Genomic DNA, 21039 nt, shown 5'->3' on the forward strand with positions numbered 1-21039 from the left:
ACCGACTCCGGCATCGGCATGACCCAGGACGAACTGGCCGCGGCCAACGACCGCCTCACCGACGCGCCCATCGTGGACGTCTCGGTGTCGCGCCGTATGGGCCTGTTCGTGGTCGCCAGGCTGGCGCACCGCCACGGCGTCCGCGTACAGCTGCGCCCGCACGGCTCCGGCGGTCTGACCGCCATGGTGCTGATTCCGGAGGCGCTGCTGGGCATACCTTCGCCCGCCTACGCCGGCATGCCCGGCGGGGGCGGCGAGGAGACCTATTCCACGCCGCCGCCGTTGCCGGCGGCCACCTACCAGCTGGGCCCGGGACACCCGTCGTATCCGTCCACCCCGCCGGGCGCGGCAGGCGCCTGGCCCTCGTCCAATCCTCCGGGCGCGGCAGGCGCCTGGCCCTCGTCGCCCCCGCGGCCCGCCGAGACCGGTCGGGCGGCCGAGCCGCGCGCGAGCTTCGGCTCCTACGACACCGGCGACATCTGGACGCCGACGAGAACGCCGGTCGGCTGGTCCGGCGACAGCGGCCTGCCGAAATGGCCCACTGGCGACCAGCCGCCGAACAGGAGCCTCGACGACCGCGTGGACGGCCCGGCGCGGGCCGGATACGACTTCCCCGAGACCGAGTCGGCCGCCACCGGCCCGATCCCGGCCGTGAGGCCGGCCTCCGGGGGTGACGAGTACCTGCCGATCTACGAGTCGATCGAATCGGCCTGGTTCGAGCGTGGGGAAAGCGGCGCGAACTGGAGTTCCGCCAAGGCGGATGCCGGCTGGCACGCCGCGGCGGCCGCGGTCGAGCCGGTACGTGACGGCGCGACGGCCGCGGGGTTGCCCAGACGGGTGCCCAAGGCAAACCTGGTGCCGGGTTCGGCCGGCGCGTCCACCGCGCCGAAGGACGTTCCGCCGGCGCCCCCGATCTCACCTGACCGGGCGCGCAACCGCCTGGCGAGTTTCCAGAAGGGCCTCCGGGCCGCGCGCGAGGACATCAGTCAGGGCAGGGCCCCTTCTACCGGCCCCGTGAATATGGAACGCCCTATGAACAGGGAACAGAGTGCATGAACGACCTGACTTACGTGGGGCATGGGCTCGACTGGCTGGTCACTGAATTCGTCAGCACCGTCCCAGGCGTCGCCCACGCGATCGTCGTCTCATCTGATGGACTGCCCCTCGCGGTCTCGGCGGCCTTTCCCGCCGACCGGGCCGAGCAGCTGGCCACGATCGCCGCGGGACTGGTGAGCCTGACGCTGGGAGCGGCCAGGATCTTCGAGGCCGGCACCGTCACCCAGGCCGTGGTGGAGATGCAGCAGGGGCTGCTGCTGACGATGTCGATCAGCGACGGCTCATGCCTGGCCGCACTCGTCGCGCCTGACTGCGACATGGCGCTCGTGGCCTACCACATGACGCTCATGGTGGAACGGGCCGGCCAGGTGCTGACCCCCGCCGTACGCGCACACCTCCGTACCAGCCTGGCCAGGTGAACTCCGAAAGTTTCAAGAATCCGCTCCTGGGCCAAGCAGATTTCCCAGGTCATCCGGATGCCCATATGGCAGTCCACGTGGCTCCTTGTCTCTCGAAAAGTTTTTGAGAATACTCCGAATGTTTCGGGGTCGCACTGAGAGAGGGGCAGCGGATGAGGATGACCACCAGAGTGCTCGGCGCCTTGATCGCCGCCGCGATGTTCGTCATCGCGTGGCTGACCATGGCGCCACCGGCCTCGCCGGCCTCACTCACCGAGGTGACCAACTTCGGCACCAACCCCAGCGGGCTGCGGATGCACCTGTACGTACCGAACAACGTCGCGGCCCGGCCGCCGATCCTGGTGGCCGTGCACTACTGCACCGGCTCCGGCCCGGCCTTCTACTCCGGCACCGAGTTCGCCTCGCTGGCGGACCGGTACGGATTCATCGTCATTTACCCCTCCGCCACCAGGAGCGGGGCCTGCTTCGACGTCTCCTCGCCACAGGCGCTCAAGCATGACGGCGGCAGCGACCCGGTAGGGATCGTGTCCATGGTCAAGTACGTCGAGCAGCACAACAACGGCGACGCCTCCCGGGTCTACGTGACCGGCGCGTCCTCAGGCGGCATGATGACGAACGTGCTGCTGGGCGACTATCCCGACGTCTTCAAGGCCGGGGCGGCGTTCATGGGCGTGCCGTTCGGCTGCTTCGCCACCACCGACGGCTCCAGCTGGAACAGCGCCTGCGCCAACGGCACCATCATCAAGACCCCGCAGCAGTGGGGCGACCTCGTACGCGGCGCCTTCCCCGGCTACACCGGGGCGCGTCCGCGCATGCAACTGTGGCACGGCACCGAGGACGCCACGCTCCGCTACCCGAACTTCCAGGAAGAGATCAAGCAGTGGACCGACGTCCACGGCCTCAGCCAGACGCCCACGTTCACCGACCACCCGCAGACGTCCTGGACCCGGACCCGTTACGGCGGCACCGGCACCATGGTCGCCGTCGAGGGCGTCAGCATCCAAGGGATCGGGCACAGCCTTCCGCAGGGCGGCATGGCCGCCGGGGTCATCCAGTTCTTCGGCCTGGACGGCGGGCCCACCGGCCCTTCGCCGACACCCACCCCGACTCCCACGCCGACACCGACGCCCGGCGGACCCTGCGGCGTCACCTACACCATGAACAGCTGGAACACCGGATTCACCGCGTCTGTCACCATCACCAACACCAGCGCGTCCCCGATCAACACCTGGGCCCTGACCTTCACCCTCCCCGGCGGGCAGACGGTCACCTCCGCCTGGAACGCCACCGTCTCCCCCTCCAGCGGTCAGGTCACGGCCAGGAACGTCAACTACAACGCCACCATCGCACCCGGAGCCTCCACCAACTTCGGCTTCCAGGCCACCCATACCGGTAACACCGGCAAACCCACCTCCTTCACCCTGGGCGGCACGACCTGCACCATCGCCTGACCACCCGCGCCCAGCGCCCGAGAGGTCGTGGCTCCGGGCGGCGGCCCGTCCGCCGCCCGGATTCAGAGCATCGACAGAAGTGCTAGCGATGCTAGAGTTGTCGGTATGTCAATTCAGGAGCGCAGGGAGCGCGAGCGGGCGGAGCGGGAACGGTTGATCATCACAGCGGCCCGGACGCTGGCCGAGGCCGAGGGCTGGGAGGCGGTGACGACGCGCCGCCTGGCCGAAAAGGTCGAATACAGCCAGCCGGTGCTCTACAGCCACTTCAAGGGCAAGGACGCCATCATGGCGGCCGTCGCGGTGGAGGGCTGCGCCGACCTGGCCGTCGACCTGCGCGCCGCCCGTACCTCGACGGACGACCCCCGGCAGGCCCTCGCGGCCGTCGGCGCCGCCTACGCGGACTTCGCCGAACGGCGGCCCGCACTGTACGACGTGATCTTCAGCCTGGCCGTCGACCTGCCCTTCGCCACCCCCGAGGCACCGGCTCCCCTGCAGGCGGCCTTCGGCGAGCTGAGCCAGGCGCTGGAATCACAGGTCGGCGACGACGACCTCGGCCTGCTCACCGAAACCTTCTGGAGCGGCCTGCACGGGCTGGTGACGCTCATGCGCGGCGGCAGGCTCCCCCGCGAGTTCCACGACCGGCGGCTGGCCATCCTGGTCGACCGCTTCTCCCACCGCCCCTGACCCGGCTTCCGGCAGGGCAAGTGCTTCAGGCCGGGCAGTGGGGCGCGCACAGCAGGAAGATGGGGGCCCCACTGTGCACCAGCAGCGACTCGGCGTCCTGGTTGGCGTTCAGCGGCGCCCACAAGGTCAGGACGGCCAGGGCGGCGAGCACGGCCACGAGCACGGGCCGGCGTCGTGGCCGAGGGCTGAGCAGGGAGCGCACTCGCTCGGGTACGTCCGACGAGTGGTAGCCCATCGCCGGGGCCGCGGGGGAAGACGACGCGGCCAGTGTGGCGAGGGCGGCGCGGGCCAGCGCCCGGGCGGCGAGCGCGCGATCACCGACGGCGCTCGCGGCTTCTTCGTCGGCCCAGCGTTCGGTGGCGTAGCCGACTGCCCGGGGAAGGCGATACAGGAGGGGATTGACCGCGGCGGCCGCGTCGGCGAGCGCCCGGCACAGGTGGTGGCGGTGGGCCAGGTGGGCGTTCTCGTGGGCCAGCAGGACGTGTCGCTCGTCCGGGCTCAGGGCGTTCAGCATGCCGGTGGAGACCACCACCCGCCCGCCACGCCGGGCGGGCAGGGCGAACGCCTCGGGGCGGACCTCGTCGATCACGACCAGGTCGCCCGGTCCGCCGTCCAGCTCGTCGGCGACGCGGCGGACCTCGGCCATGGCCCGGCGATGCCGGAAGATGGTACGGGTCAGCCGGATCGCGGCGACACCGAGTGCGAGCGCCGCACCCAGGGCGACCGGGGTGGGCACGGGATCGGCGTCGTCCCAGGACTGCAGGGACCAACCGCCGAGCCACGCCACCAGCCGGATCTGGGCCAGCAGGGTCCAGGTGAGCAGCGCGAGCGCGTACGCGGTGCTGATCGCCGACACCAGCGCGGCGGCCACCAGGGCACGGCCGGCGGTGGACGGTGGCAGCCAGCGCGCCAGCGGCGCGGCGACCAGGCCGAGCAGCAGTGAGATGAGCAGCGGCAGGTATACGTCGACGCGCATGTCAGGTGCCGCCGCTCTCGCGCAGGAGCCGCTGCAGCAACGCCTCGTCCTGCTCGGACAGCTCACCGACGAACTGGGCCAGCACCCGAGCCCGATCCTGGCCCTCACCAAGCAGGTCGCGCATCTGCGCCGCCCGCCGGGCGGCCTCGTCGCGCTGGAAGGAGTAGGCGTAGGCGCGGCCGGTGCGGACCCGGCTGACGGCGCCCTTGTCGTGCAGGCGGCTGAGCACCGTCATGACCGTGGTGTAGGCCAGCGGGGATGCCAGCCGCTGGGCCACCTCACCGGGGGTCAGCGAGCCAGGGGTGCCGGCCAGGATGGCCAGCACCTCACTCTCCAGGCCGCCCCGGTCCCGGCGTTGGCGCGATGGTGAGGTCATAAGCGCTCACTCTCTACTTACAGCTTGTGTAGCAGAGTAGCTGTAGTGCCTGGGCGATTCACCCCCTTCAACTACTACTAACTATGTAGTAGAAAGGTATGGGGGTACTGACATGTCCTTCTCGTGACGATCATCCAGGTAGGGGGCCGGCTGAGGTGTACGAGCGATCGCGAAATTGGCTGCTGGGGTCGGGGGCACGCTGGGTGCGATGGACGGCCCTGTGGCTGCTCCGGCTGGCGGACCTGCGGCGGGCCCGCACGGCACCCGCGCCCGATGCCGGCACGGTGCGCATCCTGTTGTTCCACGCGTACGGCATGGGCGGCACCATCCGCACGGTGCTCAACCTCGCCGGATACCTGGCGCGCGAGCACGACGTCGAGATCGTCAGCCTGATCCGTGAGCGGAACCAGCCGTTCTTCCCGCTCCCCTCCGGTGTGCGGATCTCGGTTCTCGACGACCGTACGCGCGACAAAGGCAGGCTGCGCCGATGGCTGTCGCGGCTGCCCAGCGTGCTGGTGCCCCCGACCGAGCCCTCCTACCGGCGCTGCTCGCTGCTGACCGATCTGGTGCTGCTGCGCCACCTGCGCTCGCTGCGCGGCGGGGTGCTGATCACCACGAGGCCGAGCCTCAACCTGTTCGCCGCCGGTTTCGCGCCGCCCGGCGTCATCACCATCGGCCAGGAACACCGCAACCTGGCCGCGCACAAGCCCGAGCTGCGCAAGGTCATCAAGCGCCGGTACGGCAAGCTGGACGCGCTGGTCACCCTGACCCGTGACGACCTGGAGCGCTACACCAGGGCGGTGCCCCAGCTCCATCTGACCTGCATCCCCAACGCCCTGCCGCCCCTCGGCGGCGGCGACGCCTCGCTGGACGGCACGACCGCCGTCGCGGTGGGGCGGCTGGATCGGGTCAAGGGCTTCGACCTGCTCCTGGCGGCCTGGCGGCTGGTCGGCGAGCGGCACCCGGAGTGGACGCTGCGCGTCTACGGGTCGGGGCCGTGGCGGGAGCGGCTGAAGACCCAGATCGAGGAGTCGGGGCTGGAGGGACGCGCCTTCCTCATGGGGCGTACCGACCAGGTCGGAGAGGAGCTGGCGAATGCGGGGATGTTCCTGCTCAGCTCTCGCTCCGAGGGGATGCCGATGGCGTTGATCGAGGCGATGAGCAAGGGCCTGCCCGCCGTCGCCTTCGACTGCCCTACCGGTCCGGCGGAGGTCATCACCGATGGCCTCGACGGCCGCCTGGTCGAGCCGGGCGACGTCGGCGCCTTCGCCGAGACGATCTGCGAGCTCATCGAGAACGAGGACCTGCGCCGCAAGTTCGGCGCAGCCGCGAAGCGCACCGCCAGGGCCTATGACCTGCGGGAGATCGGCGCCCGCTGGGACAGCCTGCTGGCCGAGATCACGGGGCCTCGGCGGCCGCCCCTGCCCAGGACGGCCGTGGAGATCACGGAGCGGCCCGCGCATACTGGGCCACGCCGTCGCCGAACGACCAGTCGAGCGGCTCGTTCTCGGTGACGGTGACGAACACGTTCCGCGGCTCGGTGCCCGCGTAGTCCTGGGCGAGCTCGGCGATCCTGCGGTAGAGAGCCTGCTTCTGGTCCGCGGTGCGCCCGGAGCGCATCGTGATGGCCACGAACACGAGGTCGTCGTCCCGGTGGATGCCGAGGTAGCCGTCGTCGTAGCTGACCATCCGCCGCGTTCCGTCGTGACCGGTGATCACCTGGAACCTGTCGTCCGGCGGGATGCCGATGGCGTCGACCAGGGCATCGTGCACGGCCCGGCCCAGGGCCGCCAGCCGCTTCTCGTCTGCGCGAACCGCATCAATGCGAACAAATGGCATTACTTCTTCCTTTCCACGATCCGGTTCAGTGGACGGCGAGCAGGCCGAGCGCGCCGTCCACGGCCTGCGCGTAGACGTCCGCGTCACCGGCCGCGCGGGCCAGCACATACGCGCCCTGCAGCACCGCGACGAGCGCGGTGGCGGTGGCCGCCGGGTCGAGCGCGGTGGCCAGCTCACCGGCCGCCCGCGCTTCGGTGAGGACCCCGGTGAGCCGGTCGCGCAGCCAAGTGAAGGTCTCCTCGATCGGCCGGCGCAACGTGGGATCGGCCATGACGTCCGAGTCCTGGGTGAGCCGGCCCACCGGGCAGCCCCGGAGAGCCTCGCGCTCCCGGCGCAGGTAGGTGGCGATCCGCTGGACCGGTGTGCCCGAGCCGCCGAGCTCCGCCTCCGCGCGATCACGCAACTCCTCGGCACTACGGGTGATCGCGGCCAGCGCCAGGTCGGACTTCCCGCGGAAGTGGTGGTACATGCTGCCCTGGCCGGCCCCGGATCGCCGCTGGATCGCCTTCGGCGAGGTGCCCACGTAGCCGCACTCCCACAGCAGCTCCCGGGTGCTCTCGATCAGTCGTTCCCTCGTGTCCACGACACTGACCGTACATACTAGTAGGTACAGAATGCAAGCCCAGAGTGCGGTCAGTGCTTGGGATCGCGCGCCAGCCCGAGCTTCCCGGCCACCTGGTCCAGCCGGTAGTACAGCCGCGGCGGGATGTGCGGGAGCAGCACCGACTGCCGCTGGCCGAGCAGCGCGAACAGCTGCCAAGGCGGCAGGTTGATGTAGCGCGGCAGACTCTCGTACCACCGCGCGCTGTAGCGGGCCGCCCGCTGGGTGGCCCGGATCACGGCCCGGCGTTCCCGCTCATAGCGGGCGAGGGCGGGCTTGAGCGCCGTCTCCTCGTGCAGCGCGTTGACCAGGAAGGCGGCGTCCCCCAATGCGAGGGCGGTGCCCGCGCCGATGGAGTAGTGCGTGGTGTGCGCGGCGTCCCCGAGCAGGACGAGGTTGCCGTGGTACCACTTCCGGTTGGTCAGGGTGCGGAAGTTCAGCCAGTGCGCCCGGCCGTCGGGGTGCGCCCGGCCGATCAGGGGGTGCCCGTCCAGGATGTCGGCGAAGAGCTTCTCCAGGAGGGCCAGGCCGTCGGACTCGTTCGCCTGGTCGAGCCCGAGACCCCGCCAGGTCTCGGGGGCGCATTCGATGACGCAGGTGCTGTGGTCCTTGCCGAATCCGTAGCCGTAGTACCAGATCCAGCCGTGCTCGGTCTCCACGAAGGCGAAGGTGAACGATTCGAAGATCTTGGTGGTGCCAAGCCAGATGTAGACGTTCCGCCCGACCGCGACCTGGGTGCCGAAGTGGTCGGAGTGGCGCTCGCGCAGCACGCTGTTGATCCCGTCGCCGGCGACGATGAGGTCGGCGTCGGCCAGCTCCTCCTCCCCGGCGATCTCGCGCTCGTACTCGATGCGCACACCGAGGGAGCGGGCCCGCTCGGTGAAGATGTCGAGCAACCGGTGCCGGCCGATGCCGAAGCCCTCGTCCCCGTGGTCCACCGTCACCGTCGCGCGGTCGTGGACGTGCATGACCCAGCCGTCCCAGCGGACCGAGCTCTCGCTGATGGCGCGCGCGGACTCGGGGTCGACGCCGTGGAGACTGTTGAGCAGTTCGTAGATATATGTCACGCCCCAGCCATAGGTGGACCCGGCCGGGTTTCGCTCATAGACGGTGATGTCGTGGGACGGGTCCACCCGCTTCATCAGGATCGAGAAGTACAGGCTGGCGGGCCCTCCGCCGACGCAGGCGACCTTCACGCTAACTCCCCATAACTACGCAACGTCATCAAGTCATCTCATAGCGTAGCAATGAGGTGCGTATTCCTGCGGTCTCCTCCTGCTGAACCACCAGTCACAAAATGCCCAATAATCGGCACACTTCCCACGTCCTCAGGGTGGCCAAGTGCGTTCCCGTGCAGGTGGGACAATGGGGGTGTTCATTCCGTGCTCCCCCCTTGGCGACAATTTCAGGAAGGGGGCGGCCATGGCGACCATCGCTCATCACCCGGCGACAGAAGCGGCACCCGGCGCCCTGCGGCTCGGCGCGGCGCTCATGGCACTGGCCGGCCTGACATTCATGGGTTACGCGGTGATCTTCTTCATCCGCAACTTCACCGGCGGGTTCCTGGAGCTCGGCATCGGTCCGCACGAGGTCGATGTCAGCCGGGCTCAGGTCCAGTCGTTCAGTCCCGACCTGTTCAGGTACATCGCGCACCTGCACATCGCGTTGTCGGGATTCCTCGCCTCGACCGGGCTGGCCACCGCGGCTCTCGCCTGGTTCGGGGTCAGGCACGGGCTCTGGTGGGCGTACGTGACGTCGATCGTGGTCCCAGTGCTGGGCCTGGTCGTCGCCCTGCCCGCGCACTATCCGTACCATTTCGCCACTCTCGGCCACCTCGGGCTCATCTACCTGGCCACCGCGATATTCGCCGTTGGCGCACTGGTGGCGCTGAAACCGATGCTGCACGCGCGGCACACCTGATCGAGTCAGGCGAACCAGGAGCGGCTGTCTCCGCACCCGCTCCTGGCGCGTGATCGTCAGGCGGACGGAGAGACATGGGGACCTTGCGGCACGAGTTGTCCGTACGGACGCGGATGACACTGCTGGCCGGTGCCGTCATGGCGGCGTTGTGCTTGGTCTTCTGCGTGTTCATCCTGGTGGGTGCCCATGACCGCGCCATGGACGACCAGACCGACGCGATCCTCCAGTCCGAGTTGCACGTGGCCCGGCACATCTCGCGCAACCAGCTCCCCGCGGTGCTTCCCGACCATGGAATCGCCGCCCTTCAGGTGGTGGACGCCGGCGGCAGGCTCGTGGCCTCGAACATGCGGATGATCGGCGAACCGCGCATGGCCTCCTTCACCCCACCGGATGACAGCCTGATCAAGGACCGGATCGTCTGCACCGTGCCGGGCTTCGCGGACACGTGCATGATCGTCGTAGCCATACGGGTCGCCGGGGCCGGCGGCGACTGGATCGTCTACGGCGCCGATCTCGTCGTCCCCTGGTACATCGATCGCTCGGTTGTCATCACCCTGCTCGCCGGGTCCGCGCTGCTGATCAGCGCCACGGCGATCGGCGCCTACCGTACCGTCAGCAAGACCCTCGACCCCGTCGACGACATCGTCGCCGAACTGGCCGAGATCACCTCGACCGACCTCGGCCGCCGGGTGCCCGTGCCCGACCACCACGACGAGATCCGGAAACTGGCCGAGACCGCGAACCTGACCCTGGAGCGGCTGGAGGCGGCGGTCGAGCAGCAGCGGCGCTTCGCCTCCGACGCCTCGCACGACCTGCGCAGTCCCATCACCGCCATCCGCACCCAGGTGGAAGCGGCCATGCTGCACCCGGACGAGGCGGACTGGTCCGAGATGGCGCAAGCCCTGCTGGCCAGCCTCGACCGGCTGGAGGCGATCGTCGTCGACCTGCTGGTGCTGGCCCGGCTCGACGCCGGCGCCCAGTGCGACGGCGACCGCGTGGACCTGCGCGAGCTGGTCATGTCCGAGCTCGAACGCCGGGCCCCCAAAGCACGCGTCGTGACCGACCTCGGGCCCGAGGCGGTCGTCGAGGGCGACCGGCTCCAGCTCGGCCGCCTGCTCACCAACCTCCTGGACAACGCCGCGCGGCACGCCGACTCCACCGTGGCGATCTCGGTCCGCCGCAACGGTGCCGACGCGGTGCTCGAAGTGAATGACGACGGCCCCGGCATCTCCCCTGACCAGCGGGAATTCGTCTTCCAGCGCTTCACCCGGCTGGATGCCGCCCGAAGCAAGGACATGGGAGGTACGGGACTCGGCCTGGCGATCGCCAGGGAGATCGCCGAGCGTCACGGCGGGTCGCTGACCATCGAGGATTCGGAGAAGGGCGCGCGATTCGTGCTGAAAATCCCCGTCGCTCCTGCCGACCCAGCACGTTGAGAGGGCTTGACAGAGGCAGTCATCGCGATGGATCTTCTCATTCATCAGATGAATTGCCTCATCAGTCCCCCCAGCGGAGGCACTATGTCGGAAAATTCGGCCTCACGACGAACATTCCTCGGAGGTATCGCCTTAGGCGGAGCCGCTGCCGTGGTCGCCACCTCTCCCACCGCGTGGGCGCAGGCCGTAACGGAGAAGACGGACGCGTACGGGGACGTCCTGCGGGACGCCGCCATGATCTGGAAGCGGCTCCCCAGTGGCTGGCAGAACGGGCCGTTCCTGGGCAACGGGTTTCTCGGCGTGCACGTCTACAACAAGGGCGGCGAGGGGAACGTCCTGCGGTTCATGCTCAGCCACTCCCTCGTACAGGACCAGCGAGGCCAGTGGGAGGCGGCGATCGGCTACTCGCGGCTGCCCATCGGCTATCTGACGCTGACCTTCGCCGGGACCGTCACCGCGGTGGACTGGCGGCTGGACCTCGAACGCGCCGAGCTCACCGGGACCGTGACGACCGCCCAGGGCGGCGTCCGGTTCAGCGCGCTCGTGCTCAACCAGCGCGGTGTGCTGCTGGTGTCCATGACGCCGACCCCGGGCGAGGAGGCGGCGGCGTGGGGCTTCACGCCCCTGCCCTCCCATACGACCAGGACGATCCGGCTCCCGCCCGAATACACCGGCAATCCCGAGCCGGTGGCCGCCGAGGGGCACGTCGAGCAGCCCATGCACGCCGGAGGTGGCTACACGACGGCTTGGCGCGAGGTCCGGCACGGCACCGGCCGGGTGTTCGCCGCCACGATCGCCTACGGATACCCGGACTCGACCGGGGTCGAGGAGGCCGTACGGACCGTGCGCCGGGTGCTCGACGGGAACCCGGAGGCGCAGGTCCTGGCCCACCGGCTCTGGTGGCAGCGGTTCTACCGGCGCAGTCTGCTGTCGATCCCGGACAAGCGGCTGCAGCGGTTCTACTGGATCCAGCTCTACAAGATGGCCTCGGCCACCAGGGACGGCGCGCCCGTGGTGACCGAGTGGGGGCCGTGGTTCCCCGAGGCGGGCAACAGCTGGACCAACATCTGGTGGAACCTGAACGTCCAGGTCAGCTATCCGATGATCAACGGCTCGAACCACCCGGAGCTGGACGCGGTAACCACAACGTTCCGGAAATATCGCGAAAATCTGGAGCTTAATGTGAATCCGGGTTATCGCGATGGGAAGTCCTACGCGCTGTGCCATCCGGGCGACCGCATGCTCAGGCCCGGCCCGCGATACGTCGGCGTGCCCGGCGTGAGTCCCAACGACCACACCGGCAACCTCACCTGGGGCATGCACAACGTCTGGCTCACCTACCGCCACTCCATGGACGACGGCGTGCTGCGCGACGTGCTCCACCCGATCCTCACCGGCGCGATCACCTACTACGAGCGCTTCCTGGTCGAGGGCGCCGACGGCCGGCTGCACCTGCCCGAGACCCGCTCGCCCGAGTACGCCAACGCCTCCGACGCCACCTACGACCTCTCGCTCATCCGCTGGGGCTGCCGCACCCTCCTCGACAGCGCCGAGCGGTTACGCCTCGACGACCCGCGCAAGTCCCGCTGGCAGGAGATCCTCGCGCGGCTGGTGCCCTACCACCAGAACGAGGACGGGGTGATGATCGGGGCGGACGTGCCGCTGGCGGAGTCTCACCGGCACTACTCGCACCTGCTGTGGATGTATCCGCTGCAGGAGTCGCTCGACCGGCGCAGCTTCGAGCATTGGACCAGCATGCGCGAGCGGTGGCACGGCTACAGCTTCGCGGCGGCCTCCTCGATGGAGACGCTGTTCGGCAACCCGGAGGAGGCGCTGGCCCAGCTGCGCTTCTTCATCGACGGCAACGTCGTGGACAACTGCGCGATCACTCCCAACACCATGTACAGGGAGGGCGCCAACTTCGCCGTCGAGAGCCCGCTGGCCGCCGCGCAGTCGGTGCTCGACATGCTGATCCAGAGCCACGGCGGGGTGGTCAAGGTGTTCCCCGCGGTCTCCGCCACCTGGGCCGATGTGTCGGTCGAGCGGCTGCGTACGCAGGGCGCGTTCCTGGTGGACGCCTCGCGGAGTCAGGGGCGTACGGACTGGATCAGGGTCCACAGCGAGGCGGGCGAGCCGCTGCGGCTCAAGCACGGCATCGAGGGTCCGGTCGAGGTCCGCGACGAGCACGGCAGACCGCTCCCCCACCGGGGTACGGACACCCTTGAGATCCCACTGCGCAGAGGCAGGACGGCCGTCATCAGCCGACCAGGTCAGCACCCTGCTCAGCCGCGCGACGTCCCGGGCGATGACAGCGCGCCGGCGTGGGGCCTGCCCTAGCGGCTGTCGGATTGAAGACCGCCGACGGACTCCGGTGAGCCCGTCGGCGGTCTTGCGTGTGTTCGGCCTGGCTTGGACCGGCGGGCGATGTAAAACTTTCTAGACATGAAGTCAAAGATTTGCTACTTTTCGAATGTCAAAGATTCTGTACATCAAGGAGCTGTCATGACACTCGAAGAGAGACGGGCGTGGATCCGGCTGATCGTCTCCGTCGCCGCCTACGGCGGGTACGCGTTCGTCGTCTTAGGCCGGGCCGGCGAGCGCCCGCTGGCCGAAGTGCCCTATGGCGCGGCGCTGCTGTGGAGCGTGGGAGCGGCCATCCTCGCCGCGATCGCGCTCGAGATCGTGGTCGCCGCGGCCAGGCCGGCGTCCCTGGTCAAGGACGAGAGGGACCGGGAGATCGGGCGGCTGGGCGACCACGTCGGCCAGGCGTTCGTGGTGATCGGCGCGGTCGCGGCGATGCTCATGGCGATCGCCGACTGGGACCGCTTCTGGATCGCCAACGTGATCTACGTGTGCTTCGCCCTGTCGTCGGTCCTCGGCAATGTCGCCAAGGTCATCGTCTACCGCAGGAGCCTGCCTCAATGGTGAAACCGACCCGTGTGACCAACCGCATCCGTGCCCTGCGCTTCGCGCACGACGAGATGACGCAGGCCGAGCTGGCCGACCGCATCTCCGTGACCCGCCAGACCGTCATCGCCATCGAGCAGGGCCGCTACTCACCGTCCCTGGAGATGGCCTTCCAGATAGCCCATGTGTTCAAGGTCCCGCTCGACGAGGTGTTCCAATACCCCGACTCCCAGGAGGAGACCAAATGAAAGCGATCGCTCAGGACGTGTACGGCTCGGCCGATGTCCTCCGGTTACGCGAGGTGGACCGGCCGTCGATCGGCGACGACGAGGTGCTGGTCCAGGTACACGCCGCCGGGGTGGACCCGGGCGTGTGGGTCTGCATGACCGGCCGGCCGTACGGGGTGCGGGTCGCGTTCGGCCTGACCAGGCCCAAGGTGTCCGTACGCGGCCGGGCCCTGGCCGGGGTGGTCGTGGCGGTCGGCGCCGGCGTTCAGCGGTTCAAGCCCGGTGACGAGGTGTACGGCACCAGCCCGCGCAGCGGCACGTTCGCCGAATACGCGGCCGCCCCCGCCAAGCGGCTCGCGCCCAAGCCGCCCAGGCTGTCGTTCGAGCAGGCCGCCGCGGTGCCCATCTCCGCGGTCACCGCGCTGGAGTGCGTCCGCGACGGCGGGCAGGTACACGCCGGGCAGAGAGTGATGGTCATCGGCGCGGCCGGCGGCATCGGCTCGTTCGCGGTGCAGATCGCCAAGGCGTCCGGCGCGAAGGTGACCGGGGTGTGCGGCACCGGCAAGGTCGACCTGGTGCGGTCGCTCGGCGCCGACGAGGTGATCGACTACACCCAGGAGGAGGTCGACCGCGACGGGCCGAGCTACGACGTGATCATCGACCTCGCGGGCTGCCGCCCGCTGTCGCTGCTGCGGCGCGCCTTGACCCCGCGCGGGACCCTGGTGCTGGCCGGCGGCGGGCACGACGCCGGCGGGCTGCTCGGTGGCTACACCCGCCAGTTGCGCGCGCCCTTCGTCTCGATGTTCACCAGCCAGCGGCTCCGTGGCGTGACCTCCAAGGAACGCGCCCAAGAGCTGGAGGAGCTGGCAGAGCTGATCGAATCGGGCGCGGTCACCCCGGTCATCGACCGCACCTACCCCCTCGGCGACGCACCCGACGCCATCCGTTACCTCGCCGAGGGTCATCCCGCCGGGAAGATCGTCATCACCGTGGGATCGGGCCCGTCGACGGACGCTCCGTGACCTCCGCTCCCGCCCACCGCCCACCAGGGCCTGGCCGCAACTCCCGCCCAGCGCTCACCAGAGCGTGGCCGCCGAGATGGCAAGAGGAGAACGCCGTCCTGGCGCTGCCAGAATGGTGTCCAGCTGCCAGGAGGCCCGGCGTCCGGACGGCGCGGTAGGTGAAGGAGGCGTGTGGACGAGAGCGTGTCGTTGGCTCAGCTGGCCCATCGGCTGGAAGAGGTAGTGGACGAGCTGCGCGGCATCCCCGTCGACGTCGAGCGGCTGGAGGACCGCGCGCTCGTACGGCAGCAGATCGCGCAGGCCGCCGCCTCGGCCCGGGAGCTGCGCGCCATGCATCCGGTGGGCTCGTCAAAGAAGGGCCGCGAGGAGCAGAAGAGCCGGGTCGACGTGCTCGACGCCCTGCGGGACGGCATGACGATGCGCACGATCATCCACGCGAGCGTACTGGACGACCCGCGCAAAGCGGCCCGGCTCAGGGAGCTGCACGCGGCCGGTGACCTGCATCGGGTCGTCGACGAGCCGATCCAGCAGGTCCAAGGCCCGGGAGATCACTGAGCCTGCCCACCAGCTGACGCCGCGTGAGCGCGAGGTGCTGGCGCTGATCGCCGAAGGGCGCTCCAACAGGGCCGTCGCGCGCGCCCTGTCGATCACGGAGGCGGCCGTAGGCAAGCACGTGGCCGGTGTGTTCGCCAAGCTGGCGCTATCTGCTTCCGATGACGACAACCGGCGGGTGCTGGCGGTGCTGGCCTATCTGCGCGGCGCAGTCAGGTAGCGTCCAGTCCCGCCTCTCTGCCGCCGCGCGGCAACGTAGCGCCAGACCCGCCTCTGCGTCGCCGCGGCCCCGGCAACGTAGTGCCCAGCCTCCCTCTCTGGCACCGCGCGGCGCGGTAGTGCCAGAGCTACCTCGTCCTCGGCCCAGCCCCACTGCGGTCCCCACCCGATATGGAGTTCAATAGGATCATGCAGCGAATGACTGGATTGCTGGTTGGCGCGGTCTTCGGCGCGGTCTTCGTCGTCGTCAACGCGCAGAGCCCGCTCAACACCGTGACCGTGAACCTCTTGCGGGTGGCCGCGTGCCTGGCGGCCGCGAGTGTCATGGCCCTGTGGTTCGTCACCGCACGCAAGGAGCGGTCCGCTCCGGGTCCGCAGCGGAACATGTTCAGCCGCGGCTACCTGATCATCGTCGCCGCCGAGGTGATCCTGCTCTTCGGTGGCCTCCGGGTGCTGGCCGCCTGGGAGCGTCCTGTTGAGACCAATGTGGCCTGGGTGGCGTTCGTGGTCGGTGTGCATTTCATCGCGTTGGCGCCCGTTTGGAAAGACTGGAGCATCGCCGTGCCCGGTGTGGTGCTCACTCTGCTGGGCGTCGCCGGTCTGGTTTTGGCGTCCACGGCGGCCGTGACATGGGTGCCGCTCATCAGTGGTGTGCTGTCCGGCCTGGTGCTTCTGGCCGGCTCCGTCACCTTCGGGTGGCGGACGGTTGCGGCTCGGACGGCTTAGCTCGCGGGCCGGTTCGCAGGTCCTTGTCGGGCGTACGGAGAGACGGTCGCGGGCCGGTTCGCACGTGCTTGTCAGGCGTACGGAGGGCCACGTACGGACACGGAGCGAAACCATGCAGTTTCTGTATGTTTTCTGTACGGATTTTTCCCACCCTGGGCCCTAGCAAGACATACACGGTGTGGAAGGGGTCCAGTTGAAACTCCGAGCAATCGCGATCGCGGGCTTAGCCCTGTTCCTGAGTGTCGCCGCCGCCGACCCGGGCGAGGAGAGCGGCGGCGACCCGCCCAACCAGGTGACGGCGGACGCGAGCATCATGGCCACCAACTTCCAGCTGCCCTTCCCCTGTGGGCAGGCGTGGACCGGCAACTCCAACGGGAGCAGCGCCCACCTGTCGTGGGAGATCGACTTCAACAGGGGCAGCACCGCCGACGCCGACCTGGGCGACCCCGTGGTGGCCGCGGCCGCCGGCACGGTGGTCATCTCCGCTCACCAGGGCTCGACGAACGGGTACGGCAACCTCGTCAAGATCGACCATGGCGGCGGCTGGGCGACCTACTACGCGCACCTGAACACTCGCTCGGTCAGCGAGGGAGCCACCGTCTCGCAGGGACAGAAGATCGGCACGGTCGGCAACACCAGCAAGCCAGGTAACAACATCTCCCCCCACCTCCACTACGAGGTACGACTGGGCACCGACTACCCCTCCAACATCCAGAAGGCCGTCTTCAACGGCACGACCTTCGGCTACCCCAACCAGACGGTGACCTCCAAGAACTGCGGCAACACCACCAACCCGTACACCCCGCAGGAGGTCTGCGGCGCCGGCTACGACGTGATCGACTCGGCGGCGCTCGGCACCTCCGGCACGGTCTACCTGCTCTACAACAGCGGCAACGGCAACAACTGCGTCGCCACCCTGAAGCGAACCTCCCTCGGCACCGCCACGGCGACGAGCGCCTACCTGGAAGTGCAGGGAAGTAGCAGGGTCACCGACTCAGGCAACTTCGCGTACTACGCGGGGCCCGTACGCGCCGCGGCGGCGGACAAGTGCGTGAGGTGGGGCGGCAAGGCGGGCTCCGCCACCTACGACAGCATCTTCGAACACTGCAGCTGATCATCAAGCGTTGACAGGGCCTCCACGGCGCGGTGGAGGCCCTGTTCCATGCGACCTTGTGGACGGTGGCCAGATGCTCTATAAGGGGTAGTACTACTTCTCGTAGAGTTGAAGTGGAGGCCACCGGTGCGAGTGCTTGTGGCAGGGGCGGGGATCAGCGGGCTCGCGGCGGCACGGGGATTGATCGGCGCGGGCCACGAAGTGGTCGTGCTGGAGCAGGCGCCCGAGCCGCGCGTCCAGGGCGGGGCCATCACGCTGTGGCACAACGGCACGGCCATCCTCGGGGATTTGGGCGTCGACCTGGACGGGACCGGGCAGCCGCTGACGACGTTATGCCTGCGGACCGCACGCGGGCGCCGGGTGCTGGAGTTCGATCTGGCGGCGCTGGCCGAACGGTTCGGGTCGGCGGCGCGAGTGATCCCGCGCGGGTCGCTGATCACCCTCCTGGACAGCGGCCTGCCGCAGGGGACCGTACGGTTCGGCGCACGGGTCGCGGAGGTGCGGGCCGACGGCGACGGCGTACAGGTGCGGACGCAGGCAGGTCAGGAGTACGGCGGTGACGTCCTGGTCGGAGCCGACGGTGTGCGCTCGCGGGTGCGTACCCTCGTCCTGGGCGACGGCCCGGCGGCCCGGACCGGTGTGGCGACCTGGCAGGGCCTGACGCCGGCCCCGTTCGATCCCGGGTCGACCACGACGATGATGGTCGGCCGGCGGGGTGACTTCGGGTACATGGGGGCGGGTGACGGGCTCATGCAGTGGTTCTTCGATGTGCCGTGGTCGCCGGGCGCGCCGCCGGAGGACAAGCCGGTGGAGATGTTGCGCCGGCGGTTCGGGGGGTGGGGCTCGCCGGTCGAGCGGGTGCTGGCGTCGCTGGGTGAGGGCGACGCCGAGGTGTTCCCGCACACCCGGCACAAGGTGCCGCGCCGTTGGGGTGGCGGGCGGTGCGTGCTGCTCGGGGACGCGGCGCATGGGATGCCACCCGTCATGGCGCAAGGCACGAACCAGGCGTTAGAGGACGTGGCGACGCTGGTGGACTGCCTGGGCGCCGTGCCCGATCCGGCCTCGATCGTAGACGTGTACTCGGCCAGGCGGAGGCGGCAGGCGGCCCTGGCCTCCACGATCGCCACGCACAGCCTCGCGGTGTCCGGCCCGAGGACGTTGCTGCAAGGCGAGTACCTCTTGCGCATGAACGGCGCCACCCCGCCACGCCTCGCCACTCGCGGATTTGGCGCTCTGCTGCGCACCCTCAGCGCCCGGATATGACTGTCAGGGGCGGGCCTCGGCCAGGACAGGGTCTGCCTGGGTAGCTATGCGGCGCAGACCCCGCTCGGCGGCGCGGGTCATCTCGGTCGGCACCCCGAGATCGTCCAGGTACGCCCCGGTGTCGTGCATTTCCTGCGCCCGTCGTACAGCATGCGTACGGGTGCCGGTCAGGAACCGGTCGATGATCGCCTGCCCGTCACCGGCGAGCTGCCTGGCGACCTCGGCCCGGATCCAGTCCTTGTCACCCGCGGCCTCCCCCGCCGTGACGGCTTCGCAGACCACCAAGGCCAGCCCTTTCATGAACACACTGCGCAGGAGCTTGCGGGCCATGGCCGCGCCGGGCGGCGCGTCGAGCACCTCCACAGGGGTGCCGAGCGGGCTCACGAGCCGGGAGACCGCCGCCGCGCCCGGCCCGCTGACGAGGAGCGGCACCTTATGCCCGTGCAGCGGCACGGGGCCGAGAATGGCGACGTCCGCGAAGCCGTCGATGGTCTTGCCGAGCCGCTCCATGACCGCGGGCGGTGCGGAGGTGAAGTCGGCGTAGCAGGCGCCTTCGGCAAGAAGGGGCCCACATTCCGCCGCGACTGCGGGGGCGGCGGAGGCAGCGGTCAGAACCATGACGTACGCGGCTCCCTCGACGCACTCCCGCAGCGTCGCGGTCCTGGTGACACCTTCGGGGGTGGGGGTGTTGGCGGGGTCGTACCCGAGCACCTGGTGCCCGGACGCGGCGAGTGCGGCGGCGAAGACGCCGCCCGCCTCTCCCAGGCCGATGACGGCACAACGCATTTTCATCAATCCTTGCTCAAGAAGTGGAGAGGTTAACGACTGGAGGGGTTAACGAAAGGAGATCGTCAGAGGTCACGCGCGCGGCCGAGCGCGGCGGCGGCGCGGAGCAGTTCGGGCACGATGCTCAGCATTTCGCTCTCGGGGTGGCGTTCGGCGGGGCCGGAGATGCCCACCGTGGCCATGACCTGGCCGTCCGGGCGCGGCACGGGTGCGCTCACGCCCGACGAGCCCACCACGCGCTCGTCGGCGGAGACGTGGTAGCCGCGCTCCCTGATCAGCGCCAGCTCGGCACGCAGGTCCGCCTCGCTCACGGGCTTGCCGCCCGCGGTGCTCAGGTCGCGTACCGCTGACATCAGGGCCTCGAGCTCTTCCTCGGGCATGGCCGCCGCGAGCACCTTGCCCGCGCCGAGATGCAGCGGGAGCCGCTGGCCGATGGGTAGCTGGTAGCGCAGCGGATCGGCGCCGTCGACCCGGGCGATGACGATGCGCTCCAGGCCCGATCTGATGTGCAGGGTCGCGGTCAGGCCGGTGGTGGCGGCCAGTTCCTGCAGCACCGGGGTGGCGGCGCGGCTCAGGCTGTCGGTGACGAGGAAGCTGTGGGCAGCGGCGAGCGTGGCCGGGCCGAGGTGGTAAGCCTGCTGCTCGGCGACCACGAACCCGCGCCGCTGAAGCACCCCGAGCAGGCGCAGCGTGGTGGCCGGGGACAGACCGGCCCGCCGCGCGATGTCCGAGAGCCGCATCGGCTTGTCGCTCTGCTCCAGCACCTCGATCACGTCGAACGCGCGCTCGACCGAGCGCATGGACGGCTGTGGCTGCCCGGCGGCCATCGGTGGGACTCCCTCGTCCTAGGAGAACGGTTGTCACGTGGATTCAAGGATGGCAGCCCGTTTGCCCTCCTCAAGGCTGAAGACCGCCTCCGCCGCCTGCGCGACCCGCTCGGCCTCGGCGAGCGGAACCACCACCACGCCGTCGGCGTCCCCGAGGATCAGGTCTCCGGGTGCGACGGCGACGCCGCCGACCGCGATCGTACGGCCGAGATGACCAGGTCCGTTCTTGTACGGCCCCGCGGGCGTCACCGCTCGGGCGAAGACCGGCATGCCCATCTCGCCGAGCCCTTCGGCGTCCCTGACGGCTCCGTCGATGACGAATCCGGCCACGCCGCTGTTCTTGGCCCGCTGGCCGATCAGCTCGCCGATCAGCGCCCTGGACTCGTCGCCACCGCCGTTGACCACGATGACGTCGCCCGCCCCGACGACCTCGAGCGCCTGGTGGATGAGCGCGTTGTCACCCGACCGGGTCCATACGGTGAAGGCGTACCCGGCCACGCGGGCGCCGGGCCAGACCGGGCGGATCCGGGAGTCGAGGATGCCGAGGCGCTCCATCGCATCGCCGATGTTGGCGGTGGGCAGGGCGGCGAGCCTGCTCAGCACGGAGGGTTCACTCATGTTCGTTGCCTCTCAGCCTT

22 protein-coding genes and 2 pseudogenes are annotated in these 21039 nt (G+C 69.6%); 16 read left to right on the forward strand and 8 right to left on the reverse strand.

Annotation, left to right across the window (positions count from 1 at the left end):
* From AB0J16_RS34370 to AB0J16_RS34385, 4 genes and pseudogenes are all read left to right on the forward strand, one after another.
* A pseudogene (locus AB0J16_RS34370) lies at positions 1-1056 on the forward strand (hypothetical protein); the annotation flags it as partial.
* The gene (locus AB0J16_RS34375; protein ID WP_358547214.1) at positions 1053-1475 is read left to right on the forward strand and encodes a roadblock/LC7 domain-containing protein; all 423 of its coding nucleotides are present in this window, start codon (positions 1053-1055) and stop codon (positions 1473-1475) included. The pseudogene AB0J16_RS34370 and the gene AB0J16_RS34375, both read left to right, overlap by 4 nt.
* Positions 1476-1627: 152 nt before the next feature.
* Positions 1628-2926: a PHB depolymerase family esterase gene (locus AB0J16_RS34380; protein ID WP_358547217.1), complete on the forward strand. Its 1299-nt coding sequence runs from the start codon at positions 1628-1630 to the stop codon at positions 2924-2926.
* Between the two features lie 105 nt (positions 2927-3031).
* The gene (locus tag AB0J16_RS34385; protein WP_358547219.1) at positions 3032-3610 is read left to right on the forward strand and encodes a TetR/AcrR family transcriptional regulator; all 579 of its coding nucleotides are present in this window, start codon (positions 3032-3034) and stop codon (positions 3608-3610) included.
* A gap of 25 nt (positions 3611-3635) precedes the next feature.
* Here AB0J16_RS34385 and AB0J16_RS34390 read toward each other — a convergent pair whose 3' ends face one another.
* Both AB0J16_RS34390 and AB0J16_RS34395 read right to left on the reverse strand, forming a co-directional pair.
* The gene (locus tag AB0J16_RS34390) at positions 3636-4586 is read right to left on the reverse strand and encodes a M56 family metallopeptidase (RefSeq protein WP_358547221.1); all 951 of its coding nucleotides are present in this window, start codon (positions 4584-4586) and stop codon (positions 3636-3638) included.
* A 1-nt stretch (position 4587) separates the two neighbouring features.
* Positions 4588-4962, reverse strand: a complete 375-nt coding sequence (locus AB0J16_RS34395; RefSeq protein WP_358547223.1) for a BlaI/MecI/CopY family transcriptional regulator — start codon at positions 4960-4962, stop codon at positions 4588-4590.
* 155 nt (positions 4963-5117) lie between these two features.
* Between AB0J16_RS34395 and AB0J16_RS34400 the strand changes: the two genes are divergently transcribed.
* Complete coding sequence (locus tag AB0J16_RS34400) at positions 5118-6476, forward strand: glycosyltransferase family 4 protein (protein ID WP_358547225.1); 1359 nt, start codon at positions 5118-5120, stop codon at positions 6474-6476.
* Here AB0J16_RS34400 and AB0J16_RS34405 read toward each other — a convergent pair.
* Genes AB0J16_RS34405 through AB0J16_RS34415 form a run of 3 tightly spaced genes read right to left on the reverse strand, consistent with a single transcriptional unit; the run spans position 6406 to position 8598 of the window.
* Positions 6406-6801: a tautomerase family protein gene (locus AB0J16_RS34405; RefSeq protein WP_358547228.1), complete on the reverse strand. Its 396-nt coding sequence runs from the start codon at positions 6799-6801 to the stop codon at positions 6406-6408. The genes AB0J16_RS34400 and AB0J16_RS34405 overlap by 71 nt on opposite strands.
* Before the next feature lie 25 nt (positions 6802-6826).
* Positions 6827-7384 carry a TetR/AcrR family transcriptional regulator gene (locus AB0J16_RS34410; RefSeq protein ID WP_358547231.1) on the reverse strand — a complete coding sequence of 186 codons (558 nt, stop codon included), beginning with the start codon at positions 7382-7384 and terminating at the stop codon, positions 6827-6829.
* A gap of 50 nt (positions 7385-7434) precedes the next feature.
* Positions 7435-8598 carry an FAD-dependent monooxygenase gene (locus tag AB0J16_RS34415; protein ID WP_358547233.1) on the reverse strand — a complete coding sequence of 388 codons (1164 nt, stop codon included), beginning with the start codon at positions 8596-8598 and terminating at the stop codon, positions 7435-7437.
* Positions 8599-8824: 226 nt separating this feature from the next.
* On the opposite strand from AB0J16_RS34415, the gene AB0J16_RS34420 reads away from it, so the two are divergent.
* From AB0J16_RS34420 to AB0J16_RS34470, 11 genes and pseudogenes are all read left to right on the forward strand, one after another.
* On the forward strand, positions 8825-9322 hold the full coding sequence (locus AB0J16_RS34420; RefSeq protein WP_357941762.1) for a hypothetical protein: 498 nt from the start codon (positions 8825-8827) through the stop codon (positions 9320-9322).
* A gap of 74 nt (positions 9323-9396) precedes the next feature.
* On the forward strand, positions 9397-10758 hold the full coding sequence (locus AB0J16_RS34425) for an ATP-binding protein (RefSeq protein WP_358547236.1): 1362 nt from the start codon (positions 9397-9399) through the stop codon (positions 10756-10758).
* Positions 10759-10842: 84 nt separating this feature from the next.
* Positions 10843-13095, forward strand: a complete 2253-nt coding sequence (locus tag AB0J16_RS34430; RefSeq protein ID WP_358547239.1) for a glycoside hydrolase family 95-like protein — start codon at positions 10843-10845, stop codon at positions 13093-13095.
* A 165-nt stretch (positions 13096-13260) separates the two neighbouring features.
* Positions 13261-13686, forward strand: a complete 426-nt coding sequence (locus AB0J16_RS34435; RefSeq protein ID WP_358547242.1) for a hypothetical protein — start codon at positions 13261-13263, stop codon at positions 13684-13686.
* Positions 13680-13913 carry a helix-turn-helix transcriptional regulator gene (locus AB0J16_RS34440; protein WP_358547245.1) on the forward strand — a complete coding sequence of 78 codons (234 nt, stop codon included), beginning with the start codon at positions 13680-13682 and terminating at the stop codon, positions 13911-13913. Before AB0J16_RS34435 ends, AB0J16_RS34440 begins: the two co-directional genes overlap by 7 nt.
* Positions 13910-14914, forward strand: coding sequence for an NAD(P)-dependent alcohol dehydrogenase (locus tag AB0J16_RS34445; protein ID WP_358547248.1), 1005 nt, complete (start codon positions 13910-13912; stop codon positions 14912-14914). Before AB0J16_RS34440 ends, AB0J16_RS34445 begins: the two co-directional genes overlap by 4 nt.
* A gap of 171 nt (positions 14915-15085) precedes the next feature.
* Positions 15086-15469, forward strand: a complete 384-nt coding sequence (locus tag AB0J16_RS34450; RefSeq protein WP_358547251.1) for a hypothetical protein — start codon at positions 15086-15088, stop codon at positions 15467-15469.
* Positions 15468-15686, forward strand: a pseudogene (locus AB0J16_RS34455) (helix-turn-helix transcriptional regulator); the annotation flags it as partial. The gene AB0J16_RS34450 and the pseudogene AB0J16_RS34455, both read left to right, overlap by 2 nt.
* 197 nt (positions 15687-15883) lie before the next feature.
* Entirely contained in the window at positions 15884-16411 is a 528-nt protein-coding gene (locus AB0J16_RS34460) for a hypothetical protein (RefSeq protein WP_358547254.1), read from the forward strand.
* A 193-nt stretch (positions 16412-16604) separates the two neighbouring features.
* A complete protein-coding gene (locus AB0J16_RS34465; protein WP_358547257.1) occupies positions 16605-17525 on the forward strand; it encodes a M23 family metallopeptidase in 921 nt (306 codons plus the stop codon).
* A 126-nt stretch (positions 17526-17651) separates the two neighbouring features.
* Complete coding sequence (locus tag AB0J16_RS34470; RefSeq protein ID WP_358547260.1) at positions 17652-18788, forward strand: NAD(P)/FAD-dependent oxidoreductase; 1137 nt, start codon at positions 17652-17654, stop codon at positions 18786-18788.
* A gap of 3 nt (positions 18789-18791) precedes the next feature.
* Here AB0J16_RS34470 and AB0J16_RS34475 read toward each other — a convergent pair whose 3' ends face one another.
* From AB0J16_RS34475 to AB0J16_RS34485, 3 genes are read right to left on the reverse strand one after another with little or no spacing between them, the layout of a single operon-like run.
* Complete coding sequence (locus AB0J16_RS34475; protein ID WP_358547263.1) at positions 18792-19580, reverse strand: DUF1932 domain-containing protein; 789 nt, start codon at positions 19578-19580, stop codon at positions 18792-18794.
* Between the two features lie 59 nt (positions 19581-19639).
* Positions 19640-20401 carry an IclR family transcriptional regulator gene (locus tag AB0J16_RS34480; RefSeq protein ID WP_358547266.1) on the reverse strand — a complete coding sequence of 254 codons (762 nt, stop codon included), beginning with the start codon at positions 20399-20401 and terminating at the stop codon, positions 19640-19642.
* 33 nt (positions 20402-20434) lie between these two features.
* The gene (locus tag AB0J16_RS34485) at positions 20435-21019 is read right to left on the reverse strand and encodes a methyltransferase (protein WP_358547269.1); all 585 of its coding nucleotides are present in this window, start codon (positions 21017-21019) and stop codon (positions 20435-20437) included.
* Positions 21020-21039 lie beyond the last annotated feature (20 nt).

It is taken from the genome of Nonomuraea sp. NPDC049750 (genome assembly GCF_040659625.1).
In the GTDB taxonomy this organism is placed as follows: Bacteria; Actinomycetota; Actinomycetes; order Streptosporangiales; family Streptosporangiaceae; genus Nonomuraea.